The sequence below is a fragment of the Dyella sp. 01L423 genome, assembly GCF_056399945.1.
In genome coordinates this window covers 1-15,342 of sequence record NZ_JBFTSI010000007.1, presented here as the reverse complement: position 1 = coordinate 15,342, position 15,342 = coordinate 1, and the positions used below count along the sequence as shown (strand labels likewise).

Here is a 15,342-nt window from a genome sequence, read left to right as displayed (position 1 = left end):
CGCTGCCACGCACGGGAGTCACTTCGAAGGTGCGGGTGTTGGCGGCACCTGGTCTTCCGCGTCGGGCTTGAGCTCGTTGGGATCGCGCACCCGCGGATCGTAGCTCGTCATCAGTGGCTGGCCGACGGGTGGCTTGTCGCGCAATTCCGACACCTGATTAGCCGTCACCGCGCCGCCGCGATTGCCCCAGCTTGAGCGAACGAAAGTGAGGATGTCCGCGATCTGCTGATTGTTCAGGCGTTCGCGGAAGGCCGGCATGCTGAACTGCGTGGGCGCGTCGCGGCCGGCCGGCATGGTGGCGCCGTGCAGCACCAGACGGACGGCTGAGCCGGGGTTATCGCCGTTGAGCACGGGATTGCCGGCGAGTGCAGGGTAGACCTGGCCATAGCCGTGGCCGTCGGTGCGATGGCAGGTGGCGCAGTTGTCGACGTATAGCTGCGCTCCAGGTGCACTCACGTTGCCGCTGTACAGCGCCGTGTGCGTGGCCGCGTCGTAGGTCACCGCCTGTTCCTGCCGCGCCGCCGGCAACGACTTCAGGAAGTGGACCATGGCGGCGAGGTCCGCATCGCTCATGTACTGCGTGCTGTGCTCGATCACGTCGCTCATGCCGCCAAAAACGGCACTGCGCTCGGTGCGACCGGATTTGAGCAGGGCGATCAGCTCATCGTCCGGCATGCTGCCAAGACCGCTGGCCAGTTCGCCGCGCAGGCTGGGCGTGACCCAGTTGTCGTTGACGCTGCCGCTGAGATACGCCGCGCCATCATTTGGCCCCAGCGCCTTTTCCTGCAGGGTGAATGCGCGTGGCGTGTGGCAGGCGCCGCAATGTCCCAGGCCTTCCACCAGGTATTGCCCGCGTGCCATGGTCGCGTCGCCGGTGGCGGCGGTTTCGATCGGCGAAACCTTCGGCGCAAACAGCCAGCGCCAATAGGTGAGCGGCCAGCGCATGGACAGCGGCCAGTGGATATCCTCGGCGTGGTTGTCCTGCTTCACCGGTTGCACGCCATGCATGAAGTAGGCATACAAGGCCTGGATGTCCTGGTCGTTCACCTTCGCATACGACGGATACGGCATGGCGGGATACAGCGTATGGCCATCCGCATCGATACCGCGGCGCACCGCGCGCTCGAATTGGCCGTAGCTGTACTTGCCGATGCCAGTGTCCGGATCGGGCGTGATATTGGTGCTGTAGATCGTACCGATCGGCGAGGCAATCGGCAGGCCGCCGGCATACGGCTTGCCGCCAGGCGCGGTGTGGCAGGCGGCACAATCGCCGAGTCGCGCAAGGTATTCGCCCTGCTTGACCTGGTCGGGCGTGGCCTCCGCTGCCTTCGCGGTCGGATCGCCGCCGCCACCGGGGAAGAGCATGGCAAGCAGCCATACGATCACCAGCAATACGATCAGTACGACGATGACGCGCCAAAAGCTGCTGCCACGACGAGGCTTCGCATAGGTGTTCATGCCTGCACCAGAGGCCCAGGGTTCTTGAGGTAGGTCTCGCGGATGGCCTTGACGGACATATACGTGAGGCCGCCGATAAGACCGGTCGGGTTGTAGCCAAGATTCTGCGGGAACGCCGAAGCGCCCGTGACAAACACGTTGTGCACGTCCCAGTTCTGCTGAAAGCGGTTCAAGGCGCTGGTCTCGGGTGACGTGCCCTGGATCACGCCACCGGTGGTGTGCGTCGTCTGGTATTGGCGCACGTCGTAATGGCCGCCGGGTTTGCGTATCGTCTGCGAGGTCTGCCTGGGCTTCATCGCATCGGCAATCTCCTGCGCACGATCGGTCAGGAATTGCGTCATCTTGTATTCGTTGTCGTGCCAGTCGAAGGTGATGCGCAGCAGCGGCAGGCCAAACGAATCCTTATAGGTCGGGTCGAGATCGAGATAGCGATCGCGATAGGACATGACCGAGCCATGCGACTGCACGCCGGTGGTATGCAGGTAGCTGTCCTTCGCCGCGCGCTTCCACTTCTCGCCCCACGCCGGCGTACCCGGCGGCACTAGCAGTTGCTGGATCGGTCGGCCGCCGGTCTGTCCACCGAGGATGTAACCGCCGCCCACGAAACCGTGCGGCCCGTGGTCGAAGTGATCGGAGTTGAACTCGTCGATGATCTGGTTGCCGCCGGAGCCCGCGCCGATGAACGGATTGATCGCCACGTCCTTGTCGAAGAAGACGTTGACGTTGCTCATCATCTGATACGCGTAGTTCTTGCCGATGACGCCCTTGCCGGTATTGGGATCGTAAGGAGCACCAATGCCAGACAGCAACATCAGGCGCGTGTTGTGCATCTGAAAAGCCGACACGATCACCAGGTCGGCAGGCTGCTCTACCTGCTGGCCCTGCGCATCGACGTAAGTGACGCCGGTGGCGCGCTTGCCGGTGGAATCGAGGTTGATCTTCAGCACGTGGCTATTGGTACGCAGCTCGAAATTCGGCTTGCGCATCAGCACGGGCAGGATCGTGGTCTGCGGCGATGCCTTGGAGTACATGAAGCAGCCGAAGCGCTCGCAATAGCCGCACAGGTTGCACGGGCCCAGCCGTACGCCATGAGGATTGGTATACGGCCGCGACGCATTCGACGAGGGCTGCGGGAACGGCTTGTAACCCTTCGATCGCGCCGCGTCGGCAAATAGTTTTGCCCCGTAGTTATCGGCTACCGGCGGGTTCGGATACTCGCGCTTGCGCACGCCTTCGAACGGGTTGCCGCCGTCCTTGATCTCGCCATTGAGATTACCTGCGCGACCCGATGTGCCGCACAGATATTCAAACTGATCGAGGAAAGGTTCCAGCTCGTCGTAGCTGACGCCATAGTCCTGGATCTGCATGTCGTCGGGCATGAACTTCTGCCCGTAGCGCTTGCTGATATGGCTGTGGAATTCCAGATCCTCCGGTGAAGGCCGATAGTGCTGGCCATTCCAGTGGATGCCTGCGCCGCCCACGTTGTTGCCGAGCAGGAACGAACCGTACTGGCGATACGGCACGGCGGTCTCGTTGAGGTTGTGGCGGATCGTCACCGTCTCGCGCGCCAGCGGCTGGAACAGCTCGCCGCGGATGCCGTAAGCCAGTTCGTCGGCATTGTGCGGATAGGTGAAGTCAGGCGAGGTATCGCGATAGGCGCCGCGTTCCAGCGCCAGGATCTTCAAGCCCGTATCGACCAACTCCATGCCGATGATGGCGCCGGTCCAGCCAAAGCCGACCAGCACCACGTCGACCGGTTTCATACGTATCATGATTTCGCCCCTTCGATCGACACCGGCCCGAACGGATAAACCTTGCCGGGCTGTTCGATCCAGTCCGCATAGTCGGCGCGCGCACCCGGAAAACCGATCATCTTCCAGGCGCCCATCTGCTTATTGCCGCCGTACATCGGGTCGGCGAAATAGCCTTCCTTGGTATTGGTCAGCAACTGGTTGAAGAAGGCCAGCGCCGGAATATCGTCCAGCTGGATCTCCGCCTTTTCCATCTGATGGAGGATGGCGTCGCGTTGCTCGGCCGACAGCGCCGCAAACTTCTGGTTGTGCTGCTTCTGGCACCAGCTGTCGATCGAGGCGATGCCCTTGCGATAGAACTCGCGCGGCGTGTAGCGCAGCTGGTAGCCAAGCGTGGCTGGTGCATCGGGCACGAACGGGCCCTGCATATACCAGAGGCCGCCGTGGCCGTAGGCTGCTTCCATCTGGCGATCGAGAAACTCCGGCACGCCGGCTTCAACGGCGCTGGGCCCGTCTTCGCTGGGGGGAATCAAGCGTTCCACCGCGGCCTGCAGGAACTCCCACTCGGGCGCCGTGAAATAACGTGGCGTGTACTTCGTTGCCGCGGCAGCTGCCGCAGGCGTGGCGGCCGTGCTGCTTTGCGTCTGCGCGATGGCGGAGGTTCCCAGCAGACTGACGGCAGGAACCGCCACCAGCGACTGTCGCAAAAAGTCGCGACGGGAAGGCGATCTGGGCTTGCTGGACATGACAACCCCTTACCAAGCGTGCGTTGCGTTCTCCGATCCTGACGCGACAGCTGAATGCAAAACGTGAAGGATTGTTTACAGAACAAACGCAGCAGGCGAGCGGCTTGCGTGCGTTTTCCTGGAGGCGTTTGGACGCCCATCGTTCACAGTATGTCGACCGCACGCATGACGACCATCGGACTTTGGTGTTGTCGGGCGATCGACACGCTGTGCATCGCCAAGGAACAGGACGAACGCTTCCCTGGTTTCGAATCCGAGGTGCAACCTCCCCTTGTGGGAGCGCACCCTGTGCGCGACCGCTGCGACGGGGCAGCGACTTCGGCGGTCGCGTTCGCGCACAGGGTGCGCTCCTACAGACATAATGTCTCCGACATCAGAAGGGGATCGGCATGGACACCTTCCGCGAACAAAGCCTGCTGCGTCTGTCGATCGGCGCGACCTTCCTGGTCGGCGTGGCCTGCGTCACGGTGGGCTTGCTGATGCGCTCGCAAGCCCTCGCCTTCGATGGCTTCTACTCGCTGGTCGACGTGGTGCTCACGGCCGGATCGCTGGCGGTCTCCCATCTGGTCACCAGCGAAGGCAGCCGACGCTTCCAGTTCGGCTACTGGCACCTGGAACCGCTGGTGCTGGTGTTCAACGCGGCGGTGCTCACCGCGATCTGCAGCTACGGCGGGTTCACCGCCTTGCATGGCCTGCTGACTGGCGGTCATGAGCTGGCCTTTGGTTTCGGCGCGGTGTGGGCGGCGATCATGGGCGTGGTCAGCCTGGCCATGGCGCTCTACATGCGACGCCAGGCCAATGCCCTGGGATCGGTGCTGCTGCAACTGGATGCGAAGGGTTGGTTGATCGGCGGCGCCATCAGCGTGGCGGTGCTGGTGGGTTTTGCCCTGGCGGCCGTGATGCAGGGCGGCCCGCTTGACCACTGGACGCGCTACATCGATTCCACCGTGCTGTTGCTGCTGACGCTTGCGCTGTTGCCGCTGCCCCTGGGCAGCCTGTGGCATGCGCTGCGCGAAGTGTTGCAACTGGCGCCGGATTCCCTTGATCAGCGCGTTCGCGATGTCATGACGACGTTGGTGCAGGAACGCGGCTACCTGCACTTCACCAGTTACGTCGCCAAGATCGGCCGCATGCGCTTCATCGACATCCACATCCTGGTGGATGCGGCGCGGCCACTGGGTGATATGCGGGATGTGGATGCAGTGCGTAGCGAGATTGCCACGCGCCTGGGTACCGATATTCGCGCCGAATGGCTAACGATTGTGTTCACCGGTAAGCGGGAGTGGATGTAAGCCGCTGCGAGATCCCTACTGTGGGAGCGCACCCTGTGCGCGACGGCCACGCTGGGGTGTACCGCTCCGTAGGTTTGTCGCGCACAGGGTGCGCTCCCACAAAGTGCGATATTCGGGCCGAGTGGCTGACGATTGTGTTTATGGGCAAGCGGGAGTGGATGTAAGCCGCTGCGAGATCCCCACTGTGGGAGCGCACCCTGTGCGCGACGGCCACGCTGGGGTGTGCCGCTCCGTAGGTTTGTCGCGCACAGGGTGCGCTCCCACAAAGCGCGATATTCGGGCCGAATGGCTGACGACTGTCTTTACGGGCAAGCGGGAGTGGACGTAAGCCGCTGCGATATCCCCACTGTGGGAGCGCACCCTGTGCGCGACGCAGCGCCGCAATGTACTGCTCCGTAAGTTTGTCGCGCACAGGGTGCGCTCCCACAAAGTGCGATATTCGTGCCGAATGGCTGACGATTGTGTTTACGGGCAAGCGGGAGTGGATGTAAGCCGCTGCGATGTCCCCACTGTGGGAGCGCACCCTGTGCGCGACGGCCACGCCGGGGTGTACCGCTCCGTAGGTTTGTCGCGCACAGGGTGCGCTCCCACAAGGTGCGATATTCGGGCCGAGTGGCTGACGATTGTGTTTACGGGCAAGCGGGAGTGGATGTAAGCCGTTGCGATATCCCCACTGTGGGAGCGCACCCTGTGCGCGACGGCCACGCTGGGGTGTACCGCTCCGTAGGTTTGTCGCGCACAGGGTGCGCTCCCACCGGAGGTGTTCGCAAAAGGGTGATCGATTGCCGGAAACCGGTGGAGAAGCTACCCCCGCTTCTGCAACCAATCCCCCAGCTGCTTCAACACCTGGGTGCGCGCCGGCTCGGCTTCATTGAACAGCTCGTGATACAGCGAGTCGAAGTAACGCGTGGTGACCTTGTTGCCGGCCCAGCTGGCCGATGAAAAATCGCGGCTGCCGGAGGGATTGACCAGTTTGTCCGCACCCGCCACCAGCAGCAGGGTGGGGATGGCGAGCTTCGATGCATCGGCGACTGCCGCATCGCCGGCGCGGAAAATGAAATCCGCCAGTCGCGGCGTAATCCAGCCATGCCGCAGCGGATCGCGGCGATACGCCGGTTCCACCTGCGGGTCATGCGAGAGCTTGTCGAACGGCAATCCATTCGGCAGCGGCAGATTGGGCAGCGCCTTGGCCAGTGTGGCCGCCAGCTTCTGTCGCCACACGGGCTCCCAGGTGCGCAGGGAAGGGGAGGACAGCACCATCGCCGCAGGCTGCACGCGGCGGTCGAGCACGGCGCGCGCCGCCACTAGGCCGCCCATGCTGTGACCGAGCAGGAGGGGACGATGCGATCGGGACTGGGCGTAGTCGTTGTAGACCACGGCCAAGTCTTCGAGCAGATCATCCGGATGCGACAGCGCGCCGCGACGGCCGGGCGACTGGCCGTGGCCACGCTGGTCGTAGCTGCGCACCGCGTAGCCGCGCGTGCGGAACCACGCGGCCAGGCGCTGGTAGCGACCGCTGTGCTCGCCCAGCCCATGCACGATCAGCACGGCCTCCTGCGCCCGGCTGCTGGGCCAGTCGCGCACGAACAGCGCCTGGCCGTCGGCCATGGTGAGGGTATGGGAGCGTTCGCTGCCCTGGTCGCCCGGGTGGTTCACATTGCGCACTCGACGGTAAAGGCCTGCATTCTGCAACAAGCGACGTGCGTTTGGCGCTTCGCAGGGGTGTCGCCGATGACCGGGGTCAGCGGCGGCCCTCCCAAGCTCGTCATTCCGGCCTGCGCCGGAATGACGAGCTGAAGAACAAAGAAAAAGGGAGCGGACCGGCCGCTCCCTCTTTTCATATCGCGTGACCAGCAATCAAGCCGGCAGCAGCATCAGAAGTCCGCGCGGAACTCCACGCCAATGATTCGCGGGTCGTTGACGAACGCGGTGCGGTTGTTGAAGTCGATGGCACCGGTGATGTACTGCTTGTTGGTGATGTTGCGGCCGTACAAGGCGATTTCGCGCTTGCCGAAATCCCAGTTGTAGCCCACGCGCACGCCGCCCTCGAGCATCGGCTTGCCGCGGAATTCTTCCGAGTCGTACAGGAAGAAATTCACTTCGCTACGGTAGGCCCAGTCGGTGTAGATGAAGAACTCGCCGCTCTCGCCGTACGGGATGCCGTAGCGCGCGGTGAAGTTGCCGATCCACTGCGGTGCGTTCGGCAGCGGGTTGCCGTTGACCAGCGCATTGCCGTCGGCGTTGACCGGATCGAGCACGGTGCAGCCCGACCCACACACGGCCACGGCCAGGTTGGGATCGTCCAGCTTGGTGTGGTTGTAGCTGCCGCCGGCGGTGAGGACGAAGTTCGGCGTCACATAGGCTTCGAGGTCGAACTCGGCGCCGTAGCCTTCGGTCTTCTTCGCGTTGATCAGGCGCGTGACGTTGATGTCGCCGCCCACCGCGGTGAGCTGCTGGTTGTGCATGGTGTAGTCGTACACGTCGGCGTTGAAACGCAGACGGTTGTCCATGCCGGTGGTCTTCACGCCCAGCTCGTACGAGGTGATCGTCTCGGGCTTGGCCTGCGAGATGAAGTCCGCGAACAGCACGCGGCCCTGAACGCTCGGTGCGCGGAAACCGTTGGCGATGCGGCCGTACACGTTGACGTTGGGATTGAGCTCCCAGGTGCCGGTGAGGTCGCCGCTCCAGCGCGCGTCATGCGGGTTGGCGCTCAGCGACAGCGGGCCGCCGCCGATCGGCGACAGGATGCGGTCGACGTGGAAGTCACGCGAATCGTGCGACCAGCGCGTACCGGCGCGCACGTCGAAATCGTCGGTGATGTGATAGTCGGCCGAACCGAACACCGCATACGCCTTGGTCGTCTGCGCCTGCTGCGCGTAGCCGTCCATCACGTGGTTGGCGAGCGTGTTGTAGTCGTAATTGACGATCGCGATGTTTTCGTAGAAGTAGTACGCGCCCACCTGCCAGTTCAGGCGATCCTGCTGGTTGCTGGCCAGGCGCACTTCCTGCGTGATCTGGCGATCATGCGGCAGCGCATCGGCGGTTTCCGACGGGAACGGCGTGACGGCCTTGTCCTGGCTGGGATTCAGCGGAATGGCGATGCCGCCGTCCACGTCGCCGAGGCTGTACGTGGTGGCCTTCTCGAAACCGGTGATCGAGGTGAGCGTGTAATCGCCCAGGTTCCAGGTCAGGTGCAGGTTGCTGCCCCACGAGAACAGGTGCTGGCGGTTGAGGCCGTCCTGATAGACCACGTTGCGGTCAAAACCTTCGACCAGGCTGTCGCCGCCCAGCGGAATCGCGTTGGCGCGGTTCACCATCGCGCTGCCATCCAGCCAGCGGCCGTGCACGTTGATCAGCGCGTTGAAATCCTGCACGTCGTACATGGCCTGCAGACGCACGGCGCGGTCGTTGTAGCCGCCCAGGTCGTCCTTCTTGCCGGTGTAGTCGTTGTCGATCCATCCGTCGCGATGCTGCGCCAGCGCCGACACGCGGCCCGACCAGTTGCCGCCCAGCGAGCCACCGAGCGCGGCTTCAGCATTGGCGGTGCCCTTGGTGCCGTACGAGGCCTTGGCGTAACCGCTGGTTTCCTGGCTCGGCTTGACCGAGTCGAACTTGATCACGCCGGCCGGCGAGTTACGGCCGAACATGGTGCCCTGCGGACCGCGCAACACTTCGACCTGCTGCAGGTCGAACAGCGGGAAGCCCTTGAGGATGGGGTTTTCCTGCACGATGTCGTCGTACACCATCGACACCGGCTGCGACGCATTCAGATCGAAGTCGCTGTTGCCCAGGCCGCGGATATAAAAACGCGGAAACTCACGACCGTAGGAAGTCTCGGCGTACACGCTCGGCGCGCGACCGGCCAGCTGCAGCACGGTGTCGCCCGCCTGGCCGTAGTTGCTCAATTGCTCCGCCGTCACCACCGTCATGGAGACCGGCACCTTCTGCAGGTTTTCGACGCGCTTCTCAGCGGTCACGTTGATGGTTTCGAGCTGGACGGCCTTGCCGCTTTGTCCCTTGGCCGCGCTAGCGGCGGGTGGGGTCGCGTCCTGTGCGAAAGCAGTCGTTCCTGCGGCAAGGGCACTGGCAATGGAAAGGGCGAGCAACGCGAAACGCGTCTGGCTGGCGGCGGTCATTGGATGGTCCCCGGAGAATGGAAGCAAAGAGCGGAAAGAGGCGGAAAACGCCGCAAGAAGTCAGCGTAAGAAGGCGGCTTAACGATATTGTCACGTAATTCTGGCAAGGGTTGAAGCGAATTTTCTTTCGAAAAGTTGGCAAAACCCCTTGACGCCCCCATGTCTCTCCTTCTGAGAGCGGCTTGAGCGACACTTAAGTCCATGCCCCTACACGATTTTCATCCCGCGGTTGCGGCCTGGTTCCAGGGAGCCTTTCCTGAACCCACGGCGCCGCAAAAAGCGGCTTGGCCATCCATACGGTCAGGCCGACACACGCTCGTGGCCGCACCGACAGGCTCAGGCAAGACGTTGACGGCGTTTCTCTCCGCCATCGACGGGCTGGTGCGCGAAGGCCTAGCCAACGACGGCGCGCTGCCCGAAGCCACCACCGTGGTCTACGTGTCGCCGCTCAAGGCACTGTCCAACGACATCCGCATCAATCTGGAAGCACCGCTGGAAGGCATCCGCGCCGAACTGGCCAAACTAGGCCGGCCCGATGTGGACATCCGGACGGCCGTACGCACCGGCGATACGCCGCAGGCCGAGCGCAACCTGATGCGCAAGCAGGCGCCGCATATCCTGGTGACTACGCCTGAATCGCTGTACATCCTGCTGGGTTCCGAATCGGGTCGCAGCATGTTGTCGAGTACGCGCACGGTGATCGTGGATGAAATCCATGCACTGGCTAACAGCAAGCGTGGTGCGCATCTGGCGTTGTCGTTGGAGCGGTTGGAGTCGTTGTGTCAGCGGCGCTTGTTGCGGATTGGGTTGTCGGCGACGCAGAAGCCGATTGAGGATGTGGCGAGGTTTTTGGTTGGGGCGGACGCAACACTTCTCCCTCTCCCCTCCGGGGAGAGGGCCGGGGTGAGGGGCCAATCTTGCGATACCGCCACAAAGAAGCGCGCTTCGAAAAAGTCTCCCGCAAGCCCCGACCCCTCATCCGTCCCTTCGGGCCACCTTCTCCCCGCAGGGGAGAAGGGAAGCTGCGTCAACATCATTGATGTTGGCCACGCCCGCGACCGCGACCTCGCCATCGAAGTCCCCCCCGTCCCCCTCGAAGCCGTCATGTCCAACGACTGCTGGGAACTGGTCTACAACCGCCTCACGCAACTGGTCGAGTCACACCGCACCACCCTGGTCTTCGTCAACACGCGCCGCATGGCCGAACGCGTGGCGCGCCATTTGTCCGAACGCATGGGCAAGGAAGCCGTCGCCGCGCACCACGGCAGCCTCGCCAAGGAACAACGCCTCGACGCCGAGCAGCGCCTCAAGCGCGGCGACCTGCGCGTGCTGGTGGCCACCGCGTCGCTGGAACTGGGCATCGACATCGGCGACGTGGATCTGGTGTGCCAACTCGCATCGCCGCGTTCCATCGCCGCCTTCCTGCAGCGCGCCGGCCGCTCCGGTCACGCGGTGAACGGAACACCCAAGGCACGCCTGTTCCCCACCTCGCGCGACGACCTGGTGGAATGCACCGCACTACTCGACTGCGTGCGCCGCGGCGAACTCGACGCCCTGATCCAGCCGCCACAACCACTGGACGTGCTGGCCCAGCAGATCGTGGCGGAAGTGGCCTGCCAGGAATGGAACGAAGACGCGCTCTACGACACGCTGCGCCGCGCCTATCCCTACCGCGATCTCACCCGCGAACAGTTCGACGCCACCGTGCGCATGCTGGCCGACGGCTTCACCACGCGGCATGGGCCGCGTGGCGCGTACATCCATCGCGATGCCGTGAACCGTCAATTGCGTGCGCGCCGCAATGCGCGACTCACCGCGATCACCTCCGGCGGCGCCATTCCCGACACCGCCGACTACCTGGTGGTGCTGGAACCGCAGGCCACCATCATCGGTACGGTCAACGAAGATTTCGCCGTGGAAAGCCTCGCCGGCGACGTCTTCCAGCTCGGCAACACCAGCTACCGCATTCTTCGCGTCGAGCGCGATCGCCTGCGCGTGGAAGACGCCCAGGGCGTGCCGCCGAATATCCCGTTCTGGCTGGGTGAGGCGCCCGGTCGCAGCGCCGAGCTGTCGCATGGCGTGTCGCGCCTGCGCGAGGAAATCGCCACGCGTCTCGACGAAGGCGGAGTGCCAGCCGTGCTGCATTGGCTGATGCACACGCTCGGCATGAACGAAGCCTCCGCCCAGCAGCTGGCCGAATACATGGCCGCCGCCAAGGCCGCGCTGGGCGTGCTGCCCACGCAGGAAACGCTGGTGTTCGAGCGCTTCTTCGACGAATCGGGCGGCACCCAGCTCATCATCCACACGCCCTGGGGCAGCCGCATCAATCGCGCCTGGGGCCTGGCGCTGCGCAAGCGGTTCTGCCGCCAGTTCAATTTCGAACTGCAGGCGGCAGCCACCGAAGACGCCATCGTGCTGTCGCTGTCCACCAGCCACAGTTTTCCGCTGGAAGAGGTGGCGCACTACCTGCACTCCAACACTGCCGAACACGTGTTGATCCAGGCCTTGCTGGACGCGCCGCTATTCCCCGCGCGCTGGCGCTGGAACGCCACCACCTCGCTGGCCTTGCCGCGCTTCCAGGGCGGCAAGAAAGTGCCGCCGCAACTGCAGCGCATGAAGAGCGAAGACCTGCTCGCCGCCGTTTTCCCCGATCAGGTGGCCTGCCTGGAAAACATCGTCGGCGAGCGCGAGATTCCAGATCACCCGCTGGTCAACCAGACCATGCACGACTGCCTGCGCGAAGCGATGGACGTCGACGGCCTGCTGCACATCCTGCACGGCCTGGAAGACGGCTCCATCCAGGTAGTCGCGCGCGACCTGGCCGCCCCCAGCCCGCTCGCCAGCGAAGTACTCACCGCCGCACCCTACGCCTACCTCGACGACGCCCCGCTGGAAGAACGCCGCACCCAAGCCGTGCAATCCCGCCGCTGGTCCGACCCCGAAAGCGCCGACGACCTCGGCCGCCTCGATCCCGACGCGATCACCTCTGTACGCGAAGAAGCGTGGCCGCAAGTGCGCAGCGCCGATGAAATGCATGAAGCCCTCACCATTCTTGGCGGCATCACGCAGAGCGAAGCAGATGCAAATGACGGCTGGAACGACTGGCTAAAGAGCCTCGCGAAGAATCATCGTGCGACGCTTCTAGCTCCCTCTCCCCTCCGGGGAGAGGGCCGGGGTGAGGGGTCACTCTTGGCCCAGTCCAGCTCCGCGCACATCTGGACCACCGCCGAATCCCTACCCAAGTGGCAAGCCGTCCACCCAACGGCGACGCTGCACCCACCCATCGACGCGCCAGCCGAATACGCCGCGCAACCCTGGACCCACGAAGACGCCCTACTCGAACTAGTCCGCGGCCGCCTAACCGGCTCCGGCCCCATCACCGTCGCGCAACTCGCCACATCACTCCAAGTCGAGCCCAGCGCCATCGACCTCGCACTGCTGCGCCTTCAATCCGAAGGCTACGTCATGCAAGGTCACTTCACGCCCGGCACGCACGACATCGAATGGTGCGAACGCCACCTGCTCGCACGCATCCACCGCTACACCATCGGTCGTCTGCGCCGCGAAATCGAACCCGTCAGCCGCCGCGACCTGATGCGCTTCCTGTTCGAATGGCAGCACGTCGCCCCCGGCTCACGCCTCAGCGGCCCGGATGCACTCCCGGCCGTACTGACCCAACTGGAAGGCTTCGAAGCCGCCGCCGGCGCATGGGAAAGCGAACTGCTGCCGACGCGCATCAACGACTACTCCATCACCTGGCTGGACGAGCAGATCCGCGCCGGCCGCGTCAGCTGGAGCCGCCTGCGCAGCGGCACCGGCAATGGCGGCGGCCCCGTGCGCGCCACGCCCATCGTGCTGCTGCCACGCCGCAGCTCGCCCATCTGGACCAGCGCTGCGGCCACCGATGCGAACCCGCAGGACATCGTCGTCTCCTCACGCGCACAAGCCGTGCTTGATGCATTGCGCAACCACGGCGCCCTGTTCTTCGACGAACTGCTGAGCGACACCCACCTGCTGCGCACCGAACTCGAAGACGCCCTGGGCGAACTCGTCGCCGCCGGCCGCGTCACCGCCGACAGCTTCGCCGGCCTGCGCGCCCTGCTAGTCCCCGCCGCCAAACGCGACGCAAACCGCCACCGCCGTTTGCGCAGACACATGCTGACTGGCATCGAAGACGCGGGCAGGTGGTCACTAGTAAGGTCAAACCGCGCAACTCTTCTCCCCTCCGGGGAGAAGATGCCCGGCAGGGCAGATGAGGGGCGGGTGCTCGCCAAATCCTCCCCTACGACCAGCGCCAAGCTCGACCCCGACCACCTAGAACACATCGCCCGCAGCCTCCTCCGCCGCTACGGCGTCATCTTCTGGAAACTCCTAGAACGCGAAGCCTCCTGGCTCCCCAGCTGGCGCGAACTCCTACGCGTCTACCACCGCCTGGAGGCACGAGGCGAAATCCGCGGCGGCCGCTTCGTCGAAGGCCTCGTCGGCGAACAATTCGCCCTACCCGAAGCCATCACCCGCCTGCGCGCCGTCCGCCAGCAAGAGCCGCAAGGCGAACTCGTCCTCATCAGCGGCTCCGACCCACTCAACCTCGTAGGCACCGTACTGGCCGGCAACAAACTCCCCGCCGTCACCGGCACTCGCGTGCTCTACGAAGACGGCGCCGCCGTTGCGGCCATGGTTGCGAACAAACCGCAGTGGCTCGCCGAATCCACCACCACCCAGCAACAGCAATGGCGCAACGCACTGCTGCGTCGCGCGGATGTGGATGGTCTTAAAGCGGATGCCCGAGCTGCGGGCTTCTAGCCCGTCATTCTGGTGTGGCCCCTGAAAAGAGGCGAGGGCAGGCCTTTCTAGCCCGTCATTCCAGCGAAAGCTGGAATCCAGCGCCTCTATGCCCGGCTGTCGCGAGGAAGTTAAGTCGGGCTCTCCAAACCAACCCCATCACTCACTGTAATCCCCGATATAAACCAACAACCCATCCCTCTCCCGAAACTCACTCCGCCCATTCAACGTAATCGACTGCCCCGCCCGCACCCCATTAGGCAGGTCAACGGCAAACGTCCCATCAAACAGAATATGCACCGTCGCCGTCCCGTCGCGCTCCTCATAGGCAAGAATCACCTGCCGCCGCGCCGAAAACAGAAAGCTCGAACTCTGCGCCAGATGCCGCAGCTCATCGACGCCAAACGTCCGCACGCTCAACACCCCGGCCGTATAGTTCTCGAACACCACCTCGCGATGCATCGTCGCCGTCATGCCGTCGACATCCATGCGGTTATAGGCAGCCAGGTAACGTTCGATCAGCTCGCGCATGGCGCATCCTTCAAAAAAGCAGGCGCCAACACCGGCGCGACAACGCAAAGTCTACGTTAACCGCGCCAGACAGCCGAATTCCCACCCCAAAACCCACCCACCCCCGTCGACGCCCCCTCCCGACCCCGCTACCATGTCCGCCCCAAGCCAGCGCAACGCCGGCACGCATGGGCCTATAGCTCAACGGTTAGAGCAGGGGACTCATAATCCCTTGGTTCGAGGTTCGAATCCTCGTGGGCCCACCATAAATTGCAGGTTTGCCTGGAGAGTACTTGAAAGTCCCTTGGTCCAAGGTACAGTTTCAGTACACCCACGAAACGCGGCGTATCCATGGCGACCCTCGTAAAGACCCTCTCTGGCACATGGAAGGCGGTCATTAGGAAGCAGGGCTGGCCAACATCGGCGAAGACATTTCGCACGAAGCGTGATGCTGAAGACTGGGCGCGCCGCACCGAGGATGAGATGGTTCGAGGCGTCTTCATCGAGCGTGCGCCATCCTGTTGAGTTTCATCCAAACCTGAGCCACTTCCCGGGGTGATTTTCGTCGAATTTTGAGCCACCTCCTACCACCCTCCGCTCACGACACGAGCGGGAGTAACGGGAGTGATCGACGTGGCCCTATTGAGCGTAATCCGACGCTGGCACC

Annotated in this window: 8 protein-coding genes, 1 tRNA gene and 1 pseudogene; 4 read left to right on the top strand and 6 right to left on the bottom strand. The window is 63.9% G+C overall.

The window, feature by feature from the left end; genetic code table 11:
* Positions 1–18: 18 nt before the first annotated feature.
* The 3 genes from AC1DMY_RS17460 to AC1DMY_RS17450 are packed head-to-tail and all read right to left on the bottom strand — an operon-like array spanning position 19 to position 3,955.
* A complete protein-coding gene (locus AC1DMY_RS17460) occupies positions 19–1,458 on the bottom strand; it encodes a c-type cytochrome (RefSeq protein WP_477166138.1) in 1,440 nt (479 codons plus the stop codon).
* Positions 1,455–3,230, bottom strand: coding sequence for a GMC family oxidoreductase (locus AC1DMY_RS17455; protein ID WP_477166137.1), 1,776 nt, complete (start codon positions 3,228–3,230; stop codon positions 1,455–1,457). The genes AC1DMY_RS17460 and AC1DMY_RS17455 overlap by 4 nt, the downstream gene beginning before the upstream one ends.
* Positions 3,227–3,955 (bottom strand): gluconate 2-dehydrogenase subunit 3 family protein, encoded by a 729-nt coding sequence (locus AC1DMY_RS17450; protein ID WP_477166136.1) that lies wholly within the window; start codon positions 3,953–3,955, stop codon positions 3,227–3,229. Before AC1DMY_RS17450 ends, AC1DMY_RS17455 begins: the two co-directional genes overlap by 4 nt.
* A 389-nt stretch (positions 3,956–4,344) precedes the next feature.
* Between AC1DMY_RS17450 and AC1DMY_RS17445 the strand changes: the two genes are divergently transcribed.
* Positions 4,345–5,247 carry a cation diffusion facilitator family transporter gene (locus tag AC1DMY_RS17445; RefSeq protein WP_477166135.1) on the top strand — a complete coding sequence of 301 codons (903 nt, stop codon included), beginning with the start codon at positions 4,345–4,347 and terminating at the stop codon, positions 5,245–5,247.
* A gap of 804 nt (positions 5,248–6,051) precedes the next feature.
* On the opposite strand, the gene AC1DMY_RS17440 is transcribed toward AC1DMY_RS17445, so the two are convergent.
* The gene (locus AC1DMY_RS17440; RefSeq protein ID WP_477166134.1) at positions 6,052–6,903 is read right to left on the bottom strand and encodes a lysophospholipase; all 852 of its coding nucleotides are present in this window, start codon (positions 6,901–6,903) and stop codon (positions 6,052–6,054) included.
* A gap of 218 nt (positions 6,904–7,121) precedes the next feature.
* Positions 7,122–9,383 carry a TonB-dependent receptor gene (locus AC1DMY_RS17435; protein WP_477166133.1) on the bottom strand — a complete coding sequence of 754 codons (2,262 nt, stop codon included), beginning with the start codon at positions 9,381–9,383 and terminating at the stop codon, positions 7,122–7,124.
* 201 nt (positions 9,384–9,584) lie between these two features.
* On the opposite strand from AC1DMY_RS17435, the gene AC1DMY_RS17430 reads away from it, so the two are divergent.
* A complete protein-coding gene (locus AC1DMY_RS17430; RefSeq protein WP_477166132.1) occupies positions 9,585–14,186 on the top strand; it encodes a DEAD/DEAH box helicase in 4,602 nt (1,533 codons plus the stop codon).
* A 138-nt stretch (positions 14,187–14,324) separates the two neighbouring features.
* On the opposite strand, the gene AC1DMY_RS17425 is transcribed toward AC1DMY_RS17430, so the two are convergent.
* Positions 14,325–14,696, bottom strand: coding sequence for a nuclear transport factor 2 family protein (locus AC1DMY_RS17425; protein ID WP_441602053.1), 372 nt, complete (start codon positions 14,694–14,696; stop codon positions 14,325–14,327).
* Positions 14,697–14,865: 169 nt separating this feature from the next.
* Between AC1DMY_RS17425 and AC1DMY_RS17420 the strand changes: the two genes are divergently transcribed.
* Positions 14,866–14,941 (top strand) — tRNA-Ile (locus AC1DMY_RS17420).
* A gap of 85 nt (positions 14,942–15,026) precedes the next feature.
* A pseudogene (locus tag AC1DMY_RS17415) lies at positions 15,027–15,194 on the top strand (site-specific integrase); the annotation flags it as partial.
* Positions 15,195–15,342: the final 148 nt, after the last annotated feature.